Here is a 23,016-nt window from a genome sequence, read left to right as displayed (position 1 = left end):
GTGTTAAATATAGCCAAGAGACTGTTGAATTTCACGCAAGTAAGACCTCACCCAAAGGTTACGCATCACTCCCGGCTTGGTAAGAAGTTGAGTAACCCGACGTTGTGTAGGTTTTTGTCCTTGTGAATGAAGCAATTGAGCAACATTTTGTATTTCTTGGCATACAAGCTCTCTTTTTTCCTTACCAATTGCATTATTGTATTCTTGGTAACGCTTGGAGATAGAACGAGAAAGTTCAGGAAAATATCTGTATAAATAGCTGTTATTTTTGTAACCTAGTCGTCGAGAAATTTCTAGGAATGAAGGAGGTGGAAATTCCTGAAGTGCTAATTCGAGAATAGGTTCAATTTTTTGCTGTCTACTCACGCTTTTATAATCAGCATGTCTAACTTTAATTATTTGACATAATTCGGGAAAATGATTCTGTAAACAAAGCGGATAATGTTTTAGACGAAACGCGACATCTTCTAAAGAAGGTGGTGGGTACTCATTAATTACTTCTTGAAGAACTATATTTAAAACTTGCTTTCTCTCGGAATTGATTCTTTTATAGGACTTTCTTGGTTGTTCAGCTTGATTTGTTGATGAGCCACAAGCAATATTATCAAAAAATAAAATATCTGTTGTTAAAAAATCAAGCAATTTGATTCTCATCTGCTGACTTAGTAGCAAAAGTTTATCTATTTGAGGTATTACTTTTCCTTTACACCATGAACCAATTGTTGCTTGATTTACTAAAATAGCGCGAGATAAAGCAGCTTGATTTGATTGAAATGCTTGATTAATAAAAGTAGAAATTGTCTGACTAATCCGATTTGAATCAATCGGAGATATGATAGTGGGTGCAGCTGCGATTAATTCTCCCAATTCGTGATTCACATAAAGTTGCCAAGCAATTTCATCCACTTTTTTAATTTTGTTGACTCCACCATTTTTGTATCGGTAACTCCCCAGCCATTTACCGCATTTATTACAGTGTCCGGTCTGAGAATCACCAGAAAGTACAAGTTGTTGATTCAAACAATGAGTACTTGGTTTGTATGTGAACATCGTAGCTCTATGTCCAATTTTGTGTGGTCAATATGACAAACCTCTAAAGACCTATCTCCGTGTTTTGGTGTTGTTAGCTCTAATTCCCAGTAAAACGATTGTTGTGGATAAGCAGCTCTATGTCCTTCTCTGCTACAAGTTTGCTGCCAACCACTACGCTTTTTTATCTCGCTAATAAATGTTTTATAGCTAGGAATTTGGTCGTCTGGAATGTCTGCATTGACGCAAGCATTACAAAAAGCTCCATATACCTCGTACTTGCGTTTTTGTTTGTGGGTTTCGTAGCTTTGCGTAATAAATTCATTGATTAATTCTAAGATTTGTTGGGGTAACTTCCGGTTGCGGTTCCCTTTTTTATTGGAGTGATTTAAAAGCCCAATATAGCCGTAGCCGTACTTTTGTTGAGCCTGTTTATATTTGGCTAGCCAATCCCTTAAAGTGCGTTCTGGGACTGTTGGATTTTCTATTTTTTGACCTAACAATATTGGTTCAATACTTCTGTAACGTCGGTTAGCATCTTCTAAATCTTTTTGGCTTGCACTCCTTAATATTGAATTTAATTCGTCGGGGTTACTGCCAGCATACATCTGTCTATTAACTGTTATTTGACCCAGCCGAATTTTACTCTCTAGTTCAGTAACTGGTAGGTCAATCAACTCCCCTAATTCAGAGCGCAGAGTAATTTGTGTATGACCAACTTTTATCAATGTATAGATTTGACCATCCCAGTTTATTTGTTCTTTTGTCACTAAATTTATGACTGGAAGAGTTATTGTATCTGCACTTCGCAATGACAAAAATATCGATTTATGGGAAGAAGCATACTCTCGGTTGCAAAAAACTTGGCATTGTTCTGGCTCAACTAGTAAGCACGTCTCTAAATCTATATAAATCTGCTCGCTAGCAATTAAAAAATAAATCGAATCTGCGCTAATTCCTAACTTATTGTCAAGCAATTGATTCAGAGTTATTCCTGGTTGGGCGCGAACAATATTTTCAATTAACTCCTCTGACCTATTCCTCAGATTTTTGGATTCATCAATAGCACGATAATAATCTTCTAAAAAGGTTAGATTGCGGTATAAAATCCAATTAATTTTAGCATCTGAAAAAATTTGAAAATCAAATCCAAATTGTGCGGCATACGATAAAGCAGGTGGTGATAACCAATCACCATCACTATTAAAGCTGTAACGATGAGGCTGTTTGACAAGCAACTTTTGTAATTCTTTTTCTGTTTTACACTCTACCCACCCAGCACTCGAAGCTCTGATAACGAAAAAGTCCGGGGTGTAGAAAAATCCAAGATTTCGTCCCGACTTGGACTGGTAATTTATTTTAAATGCCGGAGGTTGGTCGTAATATTCCAGAACCTCCTCATCATGCTCTAGTTCATATATAAAGGGAAGCTCAACTTTATGAGACTCAAATTGAATGCTTTTTTGATTCTTTTTGCTGGGATAAAAACCTGAAACATTCTTTCTTCCACCCCCAACTCGTCGCGCTGGCTCACTAGACCGAATATCCGTAAGAGTTGAGATTGATAATTTTGATAATCTTTGGTCGCTACACCATTTTTTAAACTCGTAATCGGTGAGCATTTTTCTTACTCCCTGAAACTTGAGTTAGACATGCAGTCTATAACAATGGCACTTCAGAAGTAGCAAACACTAATTAATTGCGAGAAACAGTAGCCGATTATTACTCAAGCCATTGCATGGGATCTGATGTGTTATTAATTGTAACTCTAGCTACAAAAGCGTTTTGAACGAGTCATCTAATTTAACAATTTTGGCACGTTTATTGTTCCATTTTTAGTTTTCGGCAGTATTATCATTCCAATTGCCGAATTTTTGGCATCAGTGATTAACGACAGAATAAATGTTTTGAGCTTCGTCGTGGCAATATTATGGTAACAATTTTGGCAATATTATCCTTCCACCGACAATTGCCTTGTTTGCAGTTTGAAGCGTTTATGTTTGCAGTTCGCTACACTTAATTATCCAATCAAAACCTCGGCAGCACTGTACCCGTGCCCGCGTCTTTCTTCGTGCGGACATAAGCCTTTGTTGTATCGGTTTTACTGTGCCCCAACTGGTTTTGCACCTCAAAAACATTTTTATGCTCGACTGCTCTTGTCGCGTGAGAATGGCGTAACCAGTGACATGAAAACTTCACCTTTGCCACCTCGGAGATATCCTGAATCAACCTTTTTATTGCCCGATCGCTCAACGGCAACCCCTTTTTTGCTGGGTCAGGTGACATATTCGCAAACACGGGCATCTTATCACTAGCCATCCCCCGGTACTTTTTGAAAACGAGCGAAGTCTGATGGTCTAAGCCAATCTCGCGGTACTTGCCACCTTTGCCTCGGAACTTAATCGTATAGTATCCCCGGTTTCTATCCTCTGGTGTCGGGTCGGGATACCACTGGAAATTATGCCAATATAACCCCGGATAATCTTCCTTGGGTTGGCCCGGTTCATCACCCGGAACCGTCACGCGACCCACTTCACCAACCCGCATCCCACTGTAAAAAATCAAACTAAAAACTAGCCAATACTTACCCCCCAACTGCTTGGCTGCATCAGCTAGCTTCTTCATCTCGAAATCTTCTAGATATCGCTCTGCCTTCGGTAAATTACTGAAATTGTCGTAATTTATACTACTTCCAATATTCCGCAAAAAATAGCCAATACTCTCCCCACTCCCATAACTCCAGAGCGATCGCAATATCAGCACTCGGTTACTTTTAGTATAAGGGGAAACCTCACCCCAGGAAGCAATAAATTCTAGTAACAATGGTTGCTGTAGCAATCTTAAATCAGGTATACCTTGATTCCGTACCCAATCAAGCAATTTTTGACCAAATCGGTAGTATTTTCGTTTAGTTTGTTCGCGGTTTTGGCTTCCAGCCCAAGCCAAAATTAACTCCTCATCATTACCCACCGCAGGCGTGCGGTAATAATATTGCCGAATTACCTCCTCTACCAATTCTGGAGTTACTTGAGCATTAGTGTTTTTAATTACACTTGGTTGGGGAGTAGCAGGCAGAATTTCTACAGAGCCAATCTCAATATTAGTAACATCCATCTGGTCTTTAGGGTTACGCGACCATAAAAATATAGCTTCCTGGAAGTGCTGTTTCAGGAAGCTTTTATATTCTACGACAGCGCCGTGAATATACTGCTCGCGCTCTGCGTCAATAATTCCAAGAGCCTGCACAACGTAGCAAGCTCCCGAACGGGGTGAAAGCCCAAAACACGGCGGGCGATTCCTGAACGAGTTTGTGCTTGAATCACCAATTCCTGATATGTTGATAGCATTGCTATCTACTTGATATCGATAGCTTTTGCTATCAATTGTGATATCACTATGTCTGATGAGAACAAACCCAGCGAGATGATCCGCGTACCCACTCCCCTGATTCCAGCAGTTAGGGAGTTATCCCGGCTGCACCGACAAGGACGAACAAGCGAGTTGCTTCACTCTTTGGATGAATTAATACTGGCGTTGGACAGTAACAGTAGAAGCGCCAACTCTATGAATCAAACGATATTAGCTATTTGCTCACGACTTGATAACCTAGAGTCACAGTTGTCAGGCGAATCTAATAGCAAAGAAACACCCTCAATCCATAATCTCGCCGATTTAGAACAAAAAATTGAGGGGATGACAGCCCGAATGACACAGTTTGCCGAGGCGATTATTAAAATTCAAAATCATCTCAATAACCAACCGAGGCGGGGCAATAAATCGTACAATAATTCATCCTTCAAAGGGCATACTCCCCGAATCCAACCGTTGACGGAAGAAGGTTTAGCTTCAAGACTTGGTTTAGCGATAGAAACTGTACGCGAACAGCGAATTAAGCTGCACCCACCGCTTTTTGTGGCATGGTGCAAGGGCAAGGATAAATCGGGTATGGGGTGGGAATTTAACGAAAATACGGGATTATATCATCCGGTAAGTTAAACGCTCTTTGAACAACTTTATCTTAATAAAGTGGGAGAAGAAGACTACACCATAATTCCCTTTCTTATCTTTGTAAACTCATCTCCAAACAGGATGCAAATAAAGGGATGTATGTTTGACATAGATATTAGTATTTATGTTGATTTTGGTTATGAATAATGTGTAATTTTTCGGATTATTTAATTGTATTAATTTTCGATTTTCTAGTTAAGAAATTATGCATTATTAATTAATGGATGTATTTATTTGATATTGGGGTGCATGGGTGTATCAGTTATCTGATGAGGAGATTTATCAAGAAGTCGGTAAGATAGTTGCAAGTTTTGACATTCTTGAATGTTACGAGTGCGCTAATGCTGTAATGCAATGGTTGGTTGAAAATGGCATTCAGGGAAAGATTCTCAGACTGAAAACTAGATACCGGGATGAAGATTATATTCTCAGTGACAGACTACTGCGTCAGGGAATAGATGATTCGATTACAATTAATGGTAAGCATTACGGTGTGTTCGTTAGAGGCAAAGTCTTTGATAATCTCTCATTTGAGGGAATGTTTAGAGAGGATTGGATAAAAGATTTCCACTGTCCAAGCGAACAATTTGAAATTAAAGAGTTTGATTTTTAATAAATTCAGGCTTTTTCATAAACAAATAGGAGATAAATATGAGCGGCGGATTGTTTGAGATTTTAGATAAAATTAAAGCGAGACCTGGGATGTATATCGGTACGGCTTCTATAAGTGATTTATTTATGTTTTTAGTTGGTTATAAAACTGCCAGAAGAGAATTGAGTATTGAATTAACTCAATCAGAAGCTGAATTTTATGAGGAGTTTCATAATTTTGTAGAAAGAAAATATAAACTGCATACCTCAAATTCTTGGGCTAAGATAATTATGCTTTACTGTCACGACGAGAAAGCAGGGTTTGAGAAGTTCTTTCAACTGCTCTCTGAGTTTAAAAAACGGGACAAGAGTTTAGATGGAGATGATTTTGATCAAATGGCAAGACAAGAAAGTAAAAAAGAAAATGTTGAAATTATTACTCACGGTTAGTCTTAACTTACTTTCTGTCAAGTGATTTAGTTAACATAAGTAACATGAACACTTGTACCGCTGCTTGCCATTGCGCTAACCCTGCCTGCTCCGGAGTGCTACCACACCGCAATGGAAGTACGAAATTCGACAAGTAATCGCTTTTCTATGACTAGCACCAATTCAGAAATTGTTGTTTCCTAGCCATGAGGAGTTAAGCTGCCAGCTTGCCCAATTGGCAGTTCCTTGGCTTCGGTTGTAAGAGAGTGCATACTGATTTTTGACCATAAGGTAATTATCAGGCGTAAGCTTTGTTGGAGTTGCGCTGCTGGGATTTCCCAGGAGTAAATGCACGCTTATTGATGGGGAAAGTTCGGTGTTAGGTGGCACTTGGGATTGCGCTGGCGAACACCCAATCACAAGCGCAACCAAAGCCGCTACACCCCAAAAACGACGGTTTGGCATAAATTTCTGGACTTTTAAAAAGTTATTTCACTTCAGCATTTCTGATTGTATTTTCAGACTGCCACTTAGTTTTGCCTTACTGCAAGACTTACAGTCGTTGATGGGTGGCCGCCGAGGTTTAACCAAGTTTCTAAATCAGCAACAGTAGAAAAGTCTAGTAATGCTTCTCCTAGATTTTCTAATTGTTCAATAGATAATCCTTGAACTCGCTCGATTAATGATGCATTAATTTCCCCAATACGGCGATTGAGTAAGCGTAGAACTAGACGTTGTTCTCCTTGTTGATTTCCGAACTGTATAGCTTGTTCTCTGTCTCTTTGATAAAGTGGTTCTAGTCGCACAATTAACTCCCTGTAATCATATAATTAGAGTTTTAAATATTCTCAAATTATGTTGAAACAAGTCGGAGAGGTTATCCCCGACTTGGTTATAAATTAATTAATCTACTGATGATGAGTTATTCTTATTGTTGGTTGAACCAAGTTTCTAAATCAGCAACAGTAGAAAAGTCTAATAATGCTTCTCCTAAATTCTCTAATTGTTCAATCGATAATCCTTTAATTCGCTCGATTAATGATGCATCAATTTCACCAAGACGGCGATTGAGTTGACGCAGTATTAAATCTTGTCCAACTTCAAGCCTTCCCTCTTGCTTGGCTTGTTCTCTGTCTCTTTGATAAAGTGGTTCTAGTCGCATAACTAACTCCCTATCATCTGTTTCTAATTCTTGATTTACTCTCAAATTTTCGCGCAAGTTGTAAACTAATTCGAGTGTTGCTTTCTGGTATGGATGATTTAATGGTAACGCTTGCAACTCGACAATCGCTTGTGACTGCACGCTTCCCCTACCCAAAAGCCTCAACCACAAAGTCTCCGGTGTTTGCGGTAGTTGATGTATCGCCACAATTGCTGTCCGCAAGGCATCTGGCAGAAAATGTACTCCTGATAACCAATCGGCTTTTTGCACAGTGCCAAAGCTAGATAATCTAGTTTCAGATACGGTAGGTGTAAGAACCCACAATTTGGGAATTTCTGAGTCCTGAAGTTTAGTTTTATTTGCTTTAGCTTCTCGTCGCAATAAAGCCTTTACTTCTAATAATTTTAGAATACAGTCGCATATTTCATCGGTAGAAGCTGGATTGCGGAAGGGTTCTATTATTGCAGGATGTTCAGCAAATCTTCCTAGCAATCCTAGCACTTGTAAATTAGAGCTTTGCTGTTTATTAGGAGTGAATAAAACATCTATTTCTTTAATCTCTCCTGAAACTTTTTCTGATGCCTTGACTTCTCCGTAATCTTTTAACAATTCTTCCAGATAGTCCTTGGCGAACTTGTCATGTATAAAGCGCGTCATTAAAATTTAATTTCGGGATATTTATGGATGATGATTAATAATTGTATTATACATCGGATGATAATTAAATAACTATTTAAACCTGATTTAGCTATTACTGGTAATTTAAATTTGCTTGATTATGGAGATATCAGTCGAATATTTTGGGGTTGGATTATCTACTACTTATAAGTGGGATTTTTGTTGGGGAAGAGAGTGAAGTGTTGGATTGGTGTTGGATACTGTAATCTCGATATATTAATACTTTTGGGTATGTAGGTTGGTTTTGGATGTGTTGGGTAAAAGTGCATATATTCCCCAAAAAGTGCTATTTATCCAACCCAACCAACAGTCCAACCTAATCGATTAATCTGTAACTATCTTCGCCTGTAAAAATGACTTTCTCTTTTTGTACAAGTAGGTTGAGTTCGTCGCGGATTTGTGCTTCCGATATGCCCTTGAATTTACTACCTGCATTCTGTTTAATTTGACGTGGAGTCTTTGCACCTTTCCCCTTGAGATAATCAACCAGTTTGGTTTGAATCTCGGTTAGTTTGATGTCTGGGCTTACTTGATTAGCATCACTAGCATTTTCATCAACCCGATGATTGGTTGTTTGATTAAGCGAACTATTTATACTAGTCGTAGGGACATCAATATCGAATTCCAGCCTGAGTAGATTATCAAGATATTCCGGACTAACTGTATCAAGTTGAATGGCTGGTTTAATTCCTGGCTTATAACTGGTGATGTCTGGCAGAATATCTAGCTGCATGGGGTCAACTGAGATAAATATTAGCGGTTGTCCTAGTTGCTTGGATTGTGATTTTAGCTCGGTAAATCTTTCTTTTAATGAGGAACGCTTTTCTGCATCTTCTACAATCTTGGCATTAGTTATTAGGTTGTACAGCACGCCATAGCTATCGTTAACTGTGCCATCTGCTTCAACGTTGTAATTGCCTTGGGCAATGATGTAAAGGTTTTTTCTAATGTTGCTGTCACCTATACCCAAGGCAGCTAAATTAAACGATTGAGTATCGATAATCAGGCAAACATTTAGTTCTCTACCGACTGTAATAATGGTGCTGATTTTCTTGAGGTATGGTTGAAACCATGCTTCCAATTTTACTGTTTCGTAGATTGAATGCCAATCGGCTAGGATTAACCTGACTGGTTGATTATCAAATTCATAGCGGCGGTGTTCTGGTACTCGACGGCGTTGGTCGTAAATGCTGTAAACTTGGTCAATGGCAGCCATCGCCAGTTGTGGTTCTAAAGGGTCAAATAAAAGTACCCGTCCTTTTTTATCTAGCCCACAAAAACTATCATTCTTTTGAGCGATTGCCCAAACATCAGCTATTGGAAACCGTTTACTAAACTTGTTGAGCATATAGCTCTCAGTCACCGATTTACCAGCACCAGTGCCACCTACAATTAGGGTTGAGCGCTTGGCACCCAAGATGCGATTAAGCGGCTCCAGGGTGGGACTTGCATCATTACTAGAAGTCTGATTTTGGGTTGTTTCAGAGATTTCACCTCCTGTATTCTCACTTTCTAAGCGTGCTTCTTTATCCTCCGAACCTTCTACTTTGTCGCTGGGGTCAACTGTTCCCTGTAAAGTTTGGCTTCCTTGCAGGTATGGAGTCTTTGAGGAGCGTAGAAAGTTGATGTACTCCTGCTTCTGTTCTTCGCTCATCCCGGCAGTTTCTGCTTCAAACACCGCGTCGTTAGCTGACATCTGGGTGATTTTGATTTCGGTTTCGCCCAAGATTTCAGCTTTTTGGATGTCTACCGTGTGGTCGTTGGCAACCAGTTCTAGCTCAGCCTGCAATTCCACCTGTTTAACCGCAACAGCGCGATAATCATCTAGTAATTCTGACTGTGCCTTGAGTTCAGCCCGTGCGTAGTCCCGTTTCTCTGCTACAGTCTGGAAATTGGCTAGCTGGCGTTCTGTGTCTTGCAAGTGCCTGAGCATCCACCCCGCAGTGGCAAACCCAACGAATGCACACATCGCCCACAGGGGTTTGTAAGGGTTAGTAGCTTTGACCAAACCCTTGGGTAAAATACCCTCATTGGGTACAACAACCGTAGGCATTCCATCTTTCTGCCACTGCTGCCAGTGCCATAAGGTCATGCGGTAAGGGCGATTGTTCTTATCAACACACCGTAGTCCTTGTTGGGGAGTGCGGATGCAGAAGTAAATGCGATCGCTCGCTTCAAGAGTCCACGAAGAAGCTGCACAGGTTACGCCGATGGTGAGAGAAACCCCAATAGCTGCAATCTTCCTATCAAAAGGCAGTTGTCCAAACCACTGCATGAAACTGGACTGCTGCTGACGAGCTAATTGCTCGTGTTGGGGGGTCAAGTAGCTCATCTTCTCCCCCTACTACCACTGGTAATGTAAATAACCAAAACAGCGATAACTACTGCAATCCCTACTCCCGTTGTCCAATTTGATTTGTTGGTAGGTGGTGCATACATCTGTTGGATTTCCCTTTGTGCCACAGATTTAGATGTACTTGCTTCCAACCATTCACCTACAGGTTCCGATAAAGAACACAGCAGGGCAAGGGAGGCACTACAGCCTGTCATGACATTGGTGAGTTGCCGTCCCTTCTCCCCTGCTGCCGTCGCGGTGAAGTACAAATGTGCTACACCCAACGCCAGCAGCAACCCCACTGGGTGAACTTGGAGCAGGTGGAAAGTAAAAATCACAGCGGAGTTAAGGGATGCCCCAGCCACAATCTCGCAGAGATTACCTGCTCGTCGAAATGTCCGTTCTCGGTTGTTTTCTGGTACGGGTTGGGTGTTGGGTTGTTGGGATTTTACCTGTTGTGGTTGTGCCAACCCCTTAAATTGAAAGGGGCTGGCGTTAGTCGAAGTTTCTGGTTCTTTCCGTGCTAACATCCAACCGACTCCCCTTTTAGCGGTTTCCTAGTCCATCCCAGAAGTTCGTCCACCAATTTCCAAAACCGCGAACTGTGCCACTGGCTGATACGGAACTGGCTGGTGTAGTACTGGCAGCAACTGATACTGGTATCGTTTCTGGTTGCTCTTGGTGGGGGTTCAACGCCCTGGAGCCGTATCGGGCACGGGCAAGTAATTCCTGCCTTCTCGCCCTTAGTCCTGACTGGATAGTTTGACGTTGTTCGCTTACTTGATGGCGACTTTCGATGGAGGACATCTTGTTTTCATGTCGCCACAGTTCCGCTTGCAAGTCTTGGTGTAGTTGTGTGGCAATCTCAGTAAGGGCATTCTTCCGCTTTTGCTCAATCCGCAGCAAGTCAGCCCTATCTTGGGCATCAACCTTCTGCATTTCGGCATCAAATTCGGCATTGAGCTTCCTGATTTTGGCGATGGATAATGCTGCCGCCTGGGGCGAAAACAGTGGGGATAACTGTGGATGTACCAAAATCTACGGCGATGGCATGGGCGCTGCGGTCAATTAATGGTTCAGGTTTAGCGGAAACACAGTAGGAGTAGGAGCCAGCACCTTCGGGTACAACCAAACTCACGTTCAAATTGACCTGTGAAGTGGGCGTATTTTTGCCGTTGAAACTGACTGTGTGACTGCCACTGGTTTTGTCGGTTAACAAATTTTTGAAAATCTTCACATTATGTATAGATAGCACTAAATGCAGGTTCCACTCTTGACGGTAGGGCAGGGTCGCCAACGCCCCAAGTAATGTGTGCAAGCCATATTCAGCTTTTAGCGCCGGGTCGTCACTGAGTTTGATGTGGGTTGTTGGGGCTTTCCAGGCTGCGAGTGTACCAGTGAGGAATTCCCGCCCAACTAAATCCTGCCTGTCGCCTGAGTGGTAGAAGAAGTGTCCACCTTCATTGGAGGTGAGGACATCGTGCAATTCTTCCTTGATTTCCAAGACTTTTGAGGGAGTACGGACTCTTGTTTGGGTTGTGCCATTGCCTAAGCAAAGCTTTTTTAGCCCTGCCCCAGAATCGTCTCCTACAGCTATTGCTGGGGTAGTTTGGGGTGTTTCAGCCAAATTCGGCTGAGTCAAAATCATGATTTATTTCTCCAAATACTGGGGTTAAATACGCTCAATCCATTGCCAAAGCAAGAATTGAGGTGATTTTTGACAAGACAATTCTGTCGCCCAAATTCGGCTGCTTTTGAGTCAGCACAAGGTTTTTGGGCGTTTTTAGACTATGGATGGTAGTATAACAGAAGTAGCGATGTTGCGACATCGCTACAAAATATTTCAGTAAAGAGGGTATGAAATAATGGAGCAGGAGTTGCGACATCAGCACATTGCTACTGTGACCGACAAAAAGAAAGATCCTAATTACGGCTTGGTAAGGGGATTTGTGCCACAAGACTTACTCAAAAAATTCAAAATTTATTGTGTAGAAAATGGCGTGGACAACAGCCAGGGTTTAGAAAATTTGCTGTGCGAGTATTTTGAGTTGAAAGACGAGCAAGCCCAGCAGCAGACTGCTTCCGCACCTAATAAAGGTAAGGAGGATAAATAAATATTGCTTCCATTAATCCGCTTGCTCTGCCATCGTTACCAATGAATGGAACGGTGTCATCTACCATACTATTTATGCCCCACCAAATAATTTCAAATCAATCTACCTGAAACTTAGTAGATTTTCATTGAATAAGTTATTGATTTTTTCAGAGCCATATCGATATTTATATATAAATTTGTCACAAATTTCGCTTTTTTAACATTATGTTAGAGGATACAAATCCCAACAATAAACGCTCAAAAAACAAGAGTGCCCCTGACTCAACAAACTCTGGTATAATTAATCTGAGCAACCTAGTGACGAAAGCAGACCCTAATTTGCTTCTTGATAAGAAACAACTAGTGACAGCGTTAAGAAGTGACTTTTCAGATGGCATTAAGAAGATAGCAATCCATGCTGCTATCAAGATAATAAAAGAGACAAGTGAGCAGCCAGAACGTGCCTCAGATGAAGCCTATGTTGAAGAAGTTGCAGCCAAAATAGTAGAGAGCTTTACAACGGAATTTAAAAACAACACAGAATTGGAAAGCATACCGGACAATGCACTTTCCGAAGCTGTACCAGTTGTACAACCACAACTGAAAACCATAGTTCCTATTCCCTCATCAGCCGTAATGTTTTCCAGCATGGAAGCTTATACTCGGAAAGACTTATGGCAAAAAGATACTGAGGGAATAGCTTATTTACAGCATAGAGCCAAAGGGAACCCTAATAATTACATTGAGCATTACATTTCTAATCCAGGCGATATCACCATGCTTCCCTGGAATGAAGCTCAACAAATTATTGATAAATTTGGCTTTACAACTGCCAAGCTACACCTGATTTTCGCCGCTCATACTATGAACCAGGAGAAACCTTGGCAAAGCATATTCAACCTGAAAGCAAGCGATATCATTCAGGAATTTGGCTGGGATAAAAATCACAAAAAACTAAAATCAGAAAAGCTGCTAGAGATTGCTAGCACAGCTTTTGCACTTGATTGTTTATTAGTTAAAACTGTTTGGGTGGAAGGAAGAAACAAAAAAGGAGAAATTATAGGTAGTGTTCCTATAGGGAGAATGTGGAATATCCAAATTAAAGTTAGCGGTCAGTTTAATTTGGAAGGAAAGATAGATAATCCTGATGAAGTTTACATCACAATACAGCCAGGATTGTGGACTCAAGATTTTTTAAATCGAGCTGGAGCCAAATCAAGGGAAGCTTTATATCAGTTTGGCTATTTAGCCCAACAAGTTTTGAAAATTGACCCCTATCATGATGAACTTGCGCTAAGGCTGGCTATATATCTAACATTGGATAGTCGGGTTCGTCTTGATGGAAAGTATAGGGTCATTGAGCTATTAGAAACTGCGTTCTCAAAAACGGTAATAGATCAAGCCCGGTTAGATTTCCGCAAAGCTTATGACTTAAAGCAGCGTTGGGATAATGCCATAATTTTGTTGCTCGAACTGGGCTGGCTGGTTGTGTTTGACCCAGAAACCTACCCGGAATGGCTAAGACCAGAATGCAAGGATAAAAAGCCCAAAGGCTACCTGGAGAAACTGCTCTCTGCCAAGTTAACCATCAAACCCCCAGCCCCTATACCTGAACTTATAGCATCCAAGGCAAAGCCAAAAGCCAAAAAAGAACCACTACGGTCTAAAGCCAAGGCTACACCGCCACAAAACACCTGTGTAACTAGCAGCCAAGTCAGAGAAGCGCGTATTGCCAAAGGGTGGACACAGGCTAAACTAGCTGGTTTTCTTGGCGTATCCCAAAAGCTCATTTCCCTGATTGAACGGGGTGAGCGCACAGTCAATCCAGAGATAGCCGCCCAAATCCGAACACTTATGGATATCCAAGATTGAGTATTAAATATTTTTGCCGTAATTATGAACAAATATGGACAAAAATGAGCATTTTTCACCAAATTGTTGACAATTAGCGGCTTCAACAGAAGAATATCTCGTCTTGTTTTAGAACAAATCACCTCAAAAATTGACTTTAAAGCTTTGCCATGTATAGCTTTGAGCTTTAGAACAAAAGCATCCGCATCCCCCGACAATCCTTTTTTTTTGAATCCTTGCAGCTGGATATATCAGCTTGAGTATTAATACTTAGGATTTCACAACTATCAGCCGATGTTCACCTATGGTCGGCTGATTTTCTGTTCTCGACTTGTTCTAAAAAAAATAATTCAAAAAATAGGCTTCAAAAGCTTACTATGTATAGCTTTGAGCTTTAGAACAAAAGCATCCACATCCCCCGATAAAAACTTCCACATCCCCCGATAAAAACTTCCACATCCCCCGATAATCCATTTTTAAAATTCTTACTGCATAAGAGTTTTAGGCGTTTAGAACAGCCCGGATAAAAGATCAATAAGATCAGTTTGCCAAATCCGTTTTTGCGGATCTGGCATTATCTGGCAATGCTATATACATTTCGCCAATTACTAGAATCGTTCCCCCCTTTACCAAGACCTCTCTTGGGTTCCATAGCCGTACCTAGTCGGTGTGCCAGCTTCAGGGGGTGAGGGCTGATGAACGACAATCCCCATTCTCAATACCCAAATAACCTAACTCCTGCCGAGTACCACGAACTCGCCCTTGGTAGCGCCATCCACCCCGCGCTGATCGATCGCAATTTCATCCACATCGTAGGAGAAGTAGTTTTCTCCTACCTGTTCATCTCCAACGCCATCCCCCGTAAAAATGCCGGTCGAGTCACAGATGGCTTCTTAAAGCAGTACCAGCACGCCTTCAAAGGGGGATTATGGATTAGCGGACTTGACCCCCTTAATAATTGGCAATCGATGGAATGGGGGCGCTTTAAGCCCACCAATCCCCGGATTGACCAAGAAAAGGGCAAGCCCGTCAAATACGAATCGCCACCCAAAACGCCCAACCGTGTCACCTACTTCGATATTCCCGACTGCATTTGGGATTTAGTAGCGCAACGGTACAATATCAATCGGTATCATTCCCCCCTAGCCCTGCGCTTGCAAGACAGGCTTAATCCGCGCTTATTTTGGGAGTGGGTGCAGCGACACCCAGAAATCCCCATAATTTTGTGTGAAGGCGAAAAGAAAGCTGCTAGCTTGTTAAGTCTTGGGTTTGTGGCGATCGCCCTCCCCGGTATCTGGAACGGACGGGTTGGGAAAAAAGATTTTGACGAACGCCTGCACCCCGATTTAATGCCTTTAGCACAAAAGGGGCGCAAGTTTATCATCCTCTTCGACCACGAAACAAAACTTAAAACTCGTTGGTCAGTCTTCCAAGCCACCGTGCGTACTGGCAAGACAATTGAGGCCGTTGGTTGTCACTGTGAGGTAGCATTGCTACCAGGGCCAGAAAAAGGCGTAGATGATTTTGTTGTTGCCCGTGGCGAAAAAGCCGACGAGTTACTGAGTGCGATCGTCGATGATGCCAAAAGCCTTCAAGATTACCAGCGCTCGTACTTCCAGAAACACCGGGGACTAAGCAGCAAATACAAACCACATATTACAGTAAATGTCAAGTATCTAACTCAAGCCCTTTCAGTCCAGGGTGTAGGGGAAGAGGATATGGGGTTCTCCTTCATGAGCCATTCCCCCACAGTCGCAAAGTCCCCAAACCCAAAGGGGAGTTCCAACCCCGAAAGCCCCATAGCCATCACTCCCAAAGGTGAGTCGAAGCCTCATAGCCACCACTCCCAGAGTTTCCTACTTCCCCAGTCCGGACTGGTTGTCTTGTGGAGTGACATGGGCACGGGTAAAACCGAACTCATGCGACAGTGGCGCGTTGCACATCCTGACAAGCGGTTCCTCAACAACGGACATCGGGTTAATTTGCTCAAAAACCTGGCAGAACGTCTCAACACCGAGATGTATTCTGACCTCGGTTATACAGGTTTAGCCAAAGCTACTGCCCTCAGCATCACCATCGACAGCTTGCACAAACTTAACACTCAAGCCCTCACCTATGGCTGCGTGTTTATCGATGAAGCTTGCCAGTACCTCACGCACCTACTGCACAGCAAAACCTGCAAAGAATATCGGGCACAAATTTTAGAAGTACTGGAATACATCGTGTATAATGCGCCCTTGGTCGTCATCGCCGACGCGCACATGGACGACGTGACAGTGGATTTCTTCCGAGCAATGCGTCCTGTGGGCGAAAAGCCTTTTATTATCAAAAACGAGTGGAAAAATGGCGCTCGCCCAATCTACTGGTATGAGGGAGATGATTCTTCTGCCCTAGTTGCCCAAATTTCGGCAGCGCTAATGATGGGACAGAAAATCATGGTGGTTTCTGACTCGAAGCGCTTTATTAAGAAACTTGAACAGTCGCTTTCTATGTCGGTGCGAGTGGAAGACTCAGATGAGCAAGAGCTGGGTGTTGGGGAAGAAAGCACAACATCACCAAAAACCCCATACACTTCAGATGGCAGTCTAGGGGAAAGTGTCTCACCCATAACGGGAGAAACCAGAGTACATAACTCCACGAACCACAGAACCCAACCCCAGAGGGAGTCCCTATCCCCCATACCAACTCATGGCACTACACCCCAAACTTGCAACCCCAGACCCCTAAAAGTATGGGCGATTCACTCCGAAAACTCCGGTAGTGAAGAAAATGTTGCCTTCATTAAAGACATAACTAACGCTGTAAAGGGTCTAGATGCCCTTTTAACCTCTCCTAGCCTTGGTACGGGGGTGGATATACCTAATTATCATTTTGATGCCGTTTTTGGCGTTTTTCACGGGGTTTCCCAAACTGCTACCGAATGCGCCCAACAACTGTACCGCTATCGCCCAAAAGTACCAATTCACGTCTGGGTAGCACCGCGACCGCCCTTTGGCTACCTTGACACCAACGCCACCAAAATCAAAGAACGGTTACTGCAAACTAATGAAATGACAGCTTTCCTGCTGCGGATTGACCGGGAAACTGGCTCTCGTGGTGCTGAGAAAGATTGGGCATTAGATGCGTACTGCCAAATCATGGCTTCTCGTCATCAATCAATCAACAATCTGCGGGCTGATTTACGGGAACTGCTGACCGAGATGGGCAATCAAATTATACCTATGGGTGCGGAGGAAGATAAACTAGCCCAAGAGCGTCTTAAAAATGCCGCTGCTGCTTTAGATACTGCTTATTACGCAGCTGTTGCTAAAGCCAAAGATATCTCCAAGAGCGAATATCGCCAGCGTACTAGCAAAGACTACCTCACACCGTCAGAAGTGTTTGAATGCGAGAAATTCCGCATACTGGATGCTTATGGAATGCCCGTAACTCCTCTTCTGGTGGAAAAAGACAACTCAGGCAGATTGTCTAGGGCGATCGCCCATTTAGAAGCAATTCTTAAAGAGCCAGAGGGCACAATTTTGGATGCACGTACCGGAAGACAATACCCTTCTCCGCCAAGAATTGTGGCAGACAAAGACCTCCAGGAGCGATTCCATCTCCCATTGTGCATGGACTGGGGCAATTACTCGGCGCGGTGGTTGGCTAGGTTTAACTTGGGACTGCATGATATTCTCAAACGCTTAGTAGCAGGTGTTGAGATTACTGCTAATGACCCCGACTTATTGAGAATGACCGAGATCGCCAAATATTGTGCGCCTCATGTTAAAGCGATTTTGGGTTTCACAGTTCCCTCTAACTGCCAACCAATATGGCTGTTGGGGGTTTTGCTAGAACAACTGGGATTAAAACTGGTTGACCGTAAAGTTGGGCCACGGGGTAAACAGGTTAAACATTTCTCGCTATCTCAAGAGGAATTGGATTTTGCTCATGCGGTAATTGCCCACCGTGCCAGTAAACGTGCCCAAAAGGAAGAACGGGCGAGACAAGCAGCCCTTGACCAACAGCGATATCAGGCTGGAATGCAGGCTAGATATGGTGTTGCGTCGCCAAACAGCCCCGTATCCACCCCCCCCCATAATGGTATAGGGGAACCCCCATTGGGAGGGGTGGATACTACCGAAAAACAGGGGGTGGATTTGTCCAAGGGCAATAATTCCTCCACCAAATATGAAGTCGGTGGGGATTGGCAACCTAACGATGGCGATAGCACCTCAAAAAATCTTCGCTCTCAAGGAAGCAGACATCAGCATCGCTCCAGGGGAAGCGGTGAAGCTTAATTTACCATTCCCGTGAAATATTTTGATTACACACACCCCTTAGTTTATTAGCGGACACTACTTAGTCGCTTATAATCGATCGAGGATGTAATCGACACTTGGCGATTACACCAAAAACCAAACAAATTAAACAAATATCGACTTAGTTCATTTACGCCGTAACCGATAATGGCTACAGCTAGGAGATTAAATGACTGAAGATGTTTTTCAAGCAGTGCAACAACTGCAACAACTTTCTTGTAAGCATTTTTACTCAAGTCCTTACTGGACTGAGCGGACTGATAGAGCGATTAGTAGTATTCTTAGTAATCCGAGTAAGTCTGGCAACCCGCGTCACTTAGTTAGGAATATGTTAAGTGATGCCAGGAAAATACTTCAACGTCGCAATGAAATATGCTCTTTTACACAAATAAAGACGTGCGATGATGATTCTGGGCATGACATTGAAACAATCGCGGATTTTCGTTTTGAGGATTTAGAAACAGTTTTTCAATATGAAGATTGGTTAGAACGAGCTTGTTTAAGTGATAAAGACAAAATAATACTCAATTTGCTTCTACATGGAAGTGAAGCCCAAGAAGTTGCTGAGAAATTGGGTATGACAATTGAGCAAGCTCGCGTTCAAATTAGTCGCGCCCGGAAACGTGCTAAAGCTCGTTGGGAGGCTGATATCAATGTTTGAACATCCTCAAAGACGTTTATATCGCCTTTCTCCTTGGCTAGTAAGAGTGCTTATTCCTGTAGATTACATAGGCACTTATAGCCTATACAAATTTAGGGAAAAAGAACCAATTTATGTAGGTCGTTCAGATACTTGTTTGCGTAATCGCCTCTTAAGACATGCACATACCAAAAGAGCAGATTATTTCGATTATGACATCCAATGGACACTAGAAAAGTGTTTTATGGCTGAATGTTCTGCTTACCATGCATTGTTAGGGAAAACTGATAACTTAATTCATCCAGCACCACCGAAGGGATTAGATATTAAGTGTCCTTTTTGCCGTTCTACTTTTGACAGAATTAGAAATAATCGACTCACTATTTCAAAAAAGGTAAATTTTATAAGTAGTTGAAATAATTACTCGCTTCACTCACCTTTTAATAATAGATGCCGCTTTTCAATATAAACAACGCAACATTCAACAATAAACAAGTAGAAAATTATGCTTGAGATTGAAGAAAGAACTTCTGCTCCTAGCTCTGATTTAATTGAGGTCGATAAAACGCTTGAAAGTATGCGCGATTCTGGCTTTGACCTTGCAACTGCAAGTGGCGAAGTGGTAGATAATTCTTACGAAGCAAATGCAACAGTTGTTCGGATTCATACTGTCGAAAAAACTGCTCCTGTTCAAAGTAAGGTAAAATCTAAAGCCAAACAATCTAAAACTATTGAATCTATTGTATTTGCTGATAATGGCAACGGGATTTCTTACGAAATTCTACCCAGTGCGCTTAAGCTAGGATTTTCTACTCGGTATAACCAACGCAACGGTTTAGGACGTTTTGGTGTAGGTATGAAACTAGCTGCTATCAGTCAAGCGAGACGCATCGACATTTATACTAAACCTCTCGGTGGTGAAGTTTACTACCATGCTTACCTTGATTTAGATGAGGTTTCTAAAGGTTCACAAACTCTTATCAAAGCTGAAGTTGTAGATGGTTTCCCCTCAAATTACTCGAATTTAATGCAATATCCTCAAGGTAGTAATCATCCTAAAAAAGGTGAACCATTCGAGTCGGGAACCCTGGTTGTTTGGTCTAAGGTAGACCGCCTGACTGATGGTGTCAGATATGGTTCTGCTATTCAAGAACGTCTTCAGGAGCTTACTAAGTTTCTGGCTCGCGCTTATCGCATCTTTATTAATGATGGTTTTTACATTGAATTAAATGGTAAGCATATAACTCTGCACGACCCATTATTTTTACTTGAAAATCCTAAAGTTATAGAGAACTTTGGAGAAGACCTTCGAGCAGATATTCTCGATGAGAAAGATATCGAAATTGATGGTCACAACGTACATGTCAAAGTCACACTTTCCCCAAAAGAGTTTCGACAGGTAAAAGGTAAGGGTGCTAGAGAGAAACATCCTGTGACTAAGGAAGAAGATCCTCGGTTTAGAGGTTTATACATTCCAGACAATGAGGGACGGATAAGTATTGTTAGAAATAATCGTGAAATATACTACGATATTGTTCCAAAATTATTACCTTATGGAGTTCAAGACCTAGACCGTTTTATTGGTATCGAGGTAAGTTTTCCTGCGACTTTGGACGAATACTTACAAGTGCGTCATGTAAAAAGAGGAGCCGAGCCTGTTACTAAATTACGGGAGGAGTTGAAAAAATTTCTAGAACGACCAATAAATGTAGCACGTAAAGAGATTAGAAAAGTTTGGAAGGATACTGAAACGGCCGAACGGAATAAAGCCAGACAACATCAGTTTGCTGAAGAAGCTGTTAAAAGAGCCGAAAAAACCCTTCCTGCTGGTAAAGCAGGCTTGAAAATTGATACACAAACACAAGAAAAAATTCTTGAAGATTTAATTTTAGATTTGGGGATAGACTCAAAACAGAATCCAGAACAAGCTGAGGAGGTAAAACAAAGAGTTCAAGAGCTTCCTATTACTATTGTTGATGGTGCGTGGCCAGGAAAAGAATTATTTGAAATCACTCACCTTAATGGAAAGGCTACTATTCGTATTAATCATCGCCACCCCTTTATTCAACAAGTTTACGATCCTTTGAAAGACCTAGCAAGTCGTGACTCATCAACTGTCACTGCTGAAGAAGCAATTGAAATTGCTAAAAAAGCAGAGATAGGACTTGATATACTCTTCATGGCTTATGCAAAGGCAGAAAATATGGATTTAGACCCTGACGAGAGGTACGGCGACTTGCGAAGCTATTGGGGACAACATGCTCAAGCTTATACTCGTGAAGCATTGAGCGATAAATAAATTATTTTTACGACCTTTACCCCATTTAGTTTGAATCCTCGGCATAAATACCAGGGAGAGCCAACCACAACCCATTAATTTAAAATTTGAAATTGCTCCACCTACACGGGGGATTCTCTAGAAATGAAAATCGAGTCTATCCTCATAAAAAACTTCAAGCGATTTGACCACCTTGAAGTGTCATTCAAAAATCAAACCCTCAACTCAGTCAGCAATAGATTTTTGGTGGTGGGCGATAACGGCACAGGGAAGACCACTCTACTGCAAGCCATCGCCCTCCCCCTAGCACTGGCAACCAGGCAAATTCAAAGAGTCACCGATTTTGACTGGTTGGGGTTTCTCCCCGGTCGCTACCAACGTTGGGGTTCACCGCACATCGAATTAGAAGTATTATTTTCAGATGAGGAAATTGAAGCTACCCGTACAGTAGCAAGAAGATGGGCACAGGCGCAGCCAGAGCGCCCATTTGTCGAACCTGGCGATCGCCACCGCGTCCGACTAATTCTCGATGGTGAAAGCTGTCGTGCTGGAACTGATGCAGAATACTTTCAGTTTTCTGGGCGCTACTATGCTAGAAAATTGTTAGATACAGACCCATCCGTTCGTTCCGAGTTCTCTAAGCTACCTGGCATTTTCTGGTTTGACCAGTTCCGCAACCTGGGTTCCAACCCACTTCCTGAAGAAAATGGTGCTGTTGTTGGGCGAGTGGGTACAGTCCAGTCACAGAGCGGTCGAGTATCCTTTGAGGTAGGTGTAGCTCGCCTGCGTAAGTACTTAAACGGTTGGAAATTTGCCCAGCTTACCCATAGCTATCCCGTTGATTACTTAACGCAACTGGAGAACCTTTACACCAAAATCTTTCCCGGACGCTCCTTTGCTGGTGTAGAACCAATGCCCGGAGTAGATTCGCCCACACCAGAAGACTACTACTTTTTAATTAACGACAGTCACCGCACCTACGACATTGTAGAAATGTCAGCAGGAGAACAGTCTGTATTTCCCATTCTCTACGAGTTTGTGCGACAACAGATTGCTTACTCAGTGGTGCTGATTGACGAAATAGACCTCAACCTTCACCCCCCAGCTGCACAGTTATTGGTGCGCCAACTTCCCAAACTGAGTTCCACTTGTCAGTTTATTTTTACCACCCATTCCGAGGCTGTAAGTGACGTAATCGGTGAGGACGATACTTACCGTTTGCTTGGGGGGTCGCTGTGCCTGTAAATATTTTATACTGCGAAGGTGTTGCCAAAAGTCCTGACGTGAGAGTTCTTTCAGTCATAATTCCCCCCGGTTGCGTGGTTAGACCTATTGGTAGCAAGCAAGGTTTAGCGCAAAGGATTCTGGGCGCAAGAGACGTTAGATCCAATACTGCTCGGTTAAGGGAAAATAGATAGTGGAATAAATCATAATTTGTTCGCGTGTGTCTTACGAGAACAAAAACAGCTAAAAACGTTGCTTGTACCTGAAGGCACTCTCGAAAAATTTAATTGTCAATTGCTGAGAAGATTTTTAACCTGTTGAATTATAAATTCAGAATGAACAATTTACGGTATCGCCCAAATAATAGATGTATTCAACTTGCTTGACTAAAAATT

General features: G+C 42.2%; 18 protein-coding genes and 2 pseudogenes. 10 read left to right on the top strand and 10 right to left on the bottom strand.

Annotated elements, in window-relative coordinates; genetic code table 11:
- Positions 1 to 3: 3 nt before the first annotated feature.
- The 3 genes from VF06_RS30830 to VF06_RS41505 all read right to left on the bottom strand — a co-directional run bounded on the left by VF06_RS30830 (position 4) and on the right by VF06_RS41505 (position 4,275).
- On the bottom strand, positions 4 to 1,020 hold the full coding sequence (locus tag VF06_RS30830) for a helix-turn-helix transcriptional regulator (protein ID WP_180267439.1): 1,017 nt from the start codon (positions 1,018 to 1,020) through the stop codon (positions 4 to 6).
- Entirely contained in the window at positions 1,017 to 2,651 is a 1,635-nt protein-coding gene (locus tag VF06_RS30825; protein ID WP_099069929.1) for a TnsA endonuclease N-terminal domain-containing protein, read from the bottom strand. The genes VF06_RS30830 and VF06_RS30825 overlap by 4 nt, the downstream gene beginning before the upstream one ends.
- 406 nt (positions 2,652 to 3,057) lie before the next feature.
- Positions 3,058 to 4,275, bottom strand: coding sequence for a tyrosine-type recombinase/integrase (locus tag VF06_RS41505; RefSeq protein ID WP_244918179.1), 1,218 nt, complete (start codon positions 4,273 to 4,275; stop codon positions 3,058 to 3,060).
- Between the two features lie 150 nt (positions 4,276 to 4,425).
- On the opposite strand from VF06_RS41505, the gene VF06_RS30815 reads away from it, so the two are divergent.
- The 3 genes from VF06_RS30815 (at position 4,426) to VF06_RS30805 (ending at position 6,078) form a co-directional block, all read left to right on the top strand.
- Positions 4,426 to 5,025 (top strand): hypothetical protein, encoded by a 600-nt coding sequence (locus VF06_RS30815; RefSeq protein WP_099069930.1) that lies wholly within the window; start codon positions 4,426 to 4,428, stop codon positions 5,023 to 5,025.
- A gap of 265 nt (positions 5,026 to 5,290) precedes the next feature.
- The gene (locus tag VF06_RS30810; RefSeq protein WP_099069931.1) at positions 5,291 to 5,650 is read left to right on the top strand and encodes a papain fold toxin domain-containing protein; all 360 of its coding nucleotides are present in this window, start codon (positions 5,291 to 5,293) and stop codon (positions 5,648 to 5,650) included.
- 38 nt (positions 5,651 to 5,688) lie between these two features.
- Positions 5,689 to 6,078 (top strand): hypothetical protein, encoded by a 390-nt coding sequence (locus tag VF06_RS30805; RefSeq protein ID WP_099069932.1) that lies wholly within the window; start codon positions 5,689 to 5,691, stop codon positions 6,076 to 6,078.
- Positions 6,079 to 6,252: 174 nt separating this feature from the next.
- Here the strand turns inward: VF06_RS30805 and VF06_RS30800 are convergent.
- From VF06_RS30800 to VF06_RS30770, 7 genes and pseudogenes are all read right to left on the bottom strand, one after another.
- Positions 6,253 to 6,522: pseudogene (locus tag VF06_RS30800) on the bottom strand (DNA/RNA non-specific endonuclease); the annotation flags it as partial.
- Positions 6,523 to 6,587: 65 nt separating this feature from the next.
- Positions 6,588 to 6,881 (bottom strand): annotated as a pseudogene (locus VF06_RS30795) (DUF4351 domain-containing protein); the annotation flags it as partial.
- Between the two features lie 104 nt (positions 6,882 to 6,985).
- Positions 6,986 to 7,876, bottom strand: a complete 891-nt coding sequence (locus tag VF06_RS30790; RefSeq protein ID WP_099069934.1) for a DUF4351 domain-containing protein — start codon at positions 7,874 to 7,876, stop codon at positions 6,986 to 6,988.
- Positions 7,877 to 8,213: 337 nt separating this feature from the next.
- Entirely contained in the window at positions 8,214 to 10,229 is a 2,016-nt protein-coding gene (locus VF06_RS30785) for a type IV secretory system conjugative DNA transfer family protein (protein WP_099069935.1), read from the bottom strand.
- Complete coding sequence (locus tag VF06_RS30780; protein WP_099069936.1) at positions 10,226 to 10,762, bottom strand: hypothetical protein; 537 nt, start codon at positions 10,760 to 10,762, stop codon at positions 10,226 to 10,228. Before VF06_RS30780 ends, VF06_RS30785 begins: the two co-directional genes overlap by 4 nt.
- Positions 10,763 to 10,778: 16 nt before the next feature.
- Positions 10,779 to 11,171 (bottom strand): hypothetical protein, encoded by a 393-nt coding sequence (locus VF06_RS30775; protein ID WP_180267438.1) that lies wholly within the window; start codon positions 11,169 to 11,171, stop codon positions 10,779 to 10,781.
- A gap of 7 nt (positions 11,172 to 11,178) precedes the next feature.
- Positions 11,179 to 11,880: a ParM/StbA family protein gene (locus tag VF06_RS30770; RefSeq protein WP_099069937.1), complete on the bottom strand. Its 702-nt coding sequence runs from the start codon at positions 11,878 to 11,880 to the stop codon at positions 11,179 to 11,181.
- 217 nt (positions 11,881 to 12,097) lie between these two features.
- Between VF06_RS30770 and VF06_RS30765 the strand changes: the two genes are divergently transcribed.
- The 7 genes from VF06_RS30765 to VF06_RS30735 all read left to right on the top strand — a co-directional run bounded on the left by VF06_RS30765 (position 12,098) and on the right by VF06_RS30735 (position 22,642).
- Positions 12,098 to 12,346, top strand: a complete 249-nt coding sequence (locus VF06_RS30765) for a hypothetical protein (RefSeq protein ID WP_099069938.1) — start codon at positions 12,098 to 12,100, stop codon at positions 12,344 to 12,346.
- A 299-nt stretch (positions 12,347 to 12,645) separates the two neighbouring features.
- Entirely contained in the window at positions 12,646 to 14,199 is a 1,554-nt protein-coding gene (locus VF06_RS30760) for a helix-turn-helix domain-containing protein (protein ID WP_257207611.1), read from the top strand.
- Positions 14,200 to 14,873: 674 nt separating this feature from the next.
- On the top strand, positions 14,874 to 18,458 hold the full coding sequence (locus VF06_RS43055; RefSeq protein WP_244918177.1) for a DUF3854 domain-containing protein: 3,585 nt from the start codon (positions 14,874 to 14,876) through the stop codon (positions 18,456 to 18,458).
- A gap of 190 nt (positions 18,459 to 18,648) precedes the next feature.
- On the top strand, positions 18,649 to 19,140 hold the full coding sequence (locus VF06_RS30750; protein ID WP_099069940.1) for an RNA polymerase sigma factor: 492 nt from the start codon (positions 18,649 to 18,651) through the stop codon (positions 19,138 to 19,140).
- A complete protein-coding gene (locus tag VF06_RS30745; protein WP_099069941.1) occupies positions 19,133 to 19,534 on the top strand; it encodes a hypothetical protein in 402 nt (133 codons plus the stop codon). Before VF06_RS30750 ends, VF06_RS30745 begins: the two co-directional genes overlap by 8 nt.
- Before the next feature lie 90 nt (positions 19,535 to 19,624).
- Positions 19,625 to 21,418: an ATP-binding protein gene (locus VF06_RS30740; RefSeq protein WP_099069942.1), complete on the top strand. Its 1,794-nt coding sequence runs from the start codon at positions 19,625 to 19,627 to the stop codon at positions 21,416 to 21,418.
- 123 nt (positions 21,419 to 21,541) lie between these two features.
- Positions 21,542 to 22,642: an AAA family ATPase gene (locus tag VF06_RS30735; RefSeq protein ID WP_099069943.1), complete on the top strand. Its 1,101-nt coding sequence runs from the start codon at positions 21,542 to 21,544 to the stop codon at positions 22,640 to 22,642.
- The last annotated feature ends 374 nt before the right edge of the window (positions 22,643 to 23,016 follow it).

Origin of the sequence: Nostoc linckia z4 (assembly GCF_002608075.1) — a bacterium.
GTDB classification, from domain to species: Bacteria; Cyanobacteriota; Cyanobacteriia; order Cyanobacteriales; family Nostocaceae; genus Nostoc; species Nostoc linckia.
This window is presented reverse-complemented; position numbering and strand designations above follow the sequence as displayed.

Excerpts from the sequence above, each read along its gene's own strand:
- VF06_RS30825 (WP_099069929.1), bottom strand. The coding sequence starts at position 2,651 with ATGCTCACCGATTACGAGTTTAAAAAATGGTGTAGCGACCAAAGATTA.
- VF06_RS30815 (WP_099069930.1), top strand. The coding sequence starts at position 4,426 with ATGTCTGATGAGAACAAACCCAGCGAGATGATCCGCGTACCCACTCCC.
- VF06_RS30805 (WP_099069932.1), top strand. The coding sequence starts at position 5,689 with ATGAGCGGCGGATTGTTTGAGATTTTAGATAAAATTAAAGCGAGACCT.
- VF06_RS30790 (WP_099069934.1), bottom strand. The coding sequence starts at position 7,876 with ATGACGCGCTTTATACATGACAAGTTCGCCAAGGACTATCTGGAAGAA.
- VF06_RS30785 (WP_099069935.1), bottom strand. The coding sequence starts at position 10,229 with ATGAGCTACTTGACCCCCCAACACGAGCAATTAGCTCGTCAGCAGCAG.
- VF06_RS30780 (WP_099069936.1), bottom strand. The coding sequence starts at position 10,762 with ATGTTAGCACGGAAAGAACCAGAAACTTCGACTAACGCCAGCCCCTTT.
- VF06_RS30775 (WP_180267438.1), bottom strand. The coding sequence starts at position 11,171 with ATGCAGAAGGTTGATGCCCAAGATAGGGCTGACTTGCTGCGGATTGAG.
- VF06_RS30770 (WP_099069937.1), bottom strand. The coding sequence starts at position 11,880 with ATGATTTTGACTCAGCCGAATTTGGCTGAAACACCCCAAACTACCCCA.
- VF06_RS30765 (WP_099069938.1), top strand. The coding sequence starts at position 12,098 with ATGGAGCAGGAGTTGCGACATCAGCACATTGCTACTGTGACCGACAAA.
- VF06_RS43055 (WP_244918177.1), top strand. The coding sequence starts at position 14,874 with ATGAACGACAATCCCCATTCTCAATACCCAAATAACCTAACTCCTGCC.
- VF06_RS30750 (WP_099069940.1), top strand. The coding sequence starts at position 18,649 with ATGACTGAAGATGTTTTTCAAGCAGTGCAACAACTGCAACAACTTTCT.
- VF06_RS30745 (WP_099069941.1), top strand. The coding sequence starts at position 19,133 with ATGTTTGAACATCCTCAAAGACGTTTATATCGCCTTTCTCCTTGGCTA.
- VF06_RS30740 (WP_099069942.1), top strand. The coding sequence starts at position 19,625 with ATGCTTGAGATTGAAGAAAGAACTTCTGCTCCTAGCTCTGATTTAATT.
- VF06_RS30735 (WP_099069943.1), top strand. The coding sequence starts at position 21,542 with ATGAAAATCGAGTCTATCCTCATAAAAAACTTCAAGCGATTTGACCAC.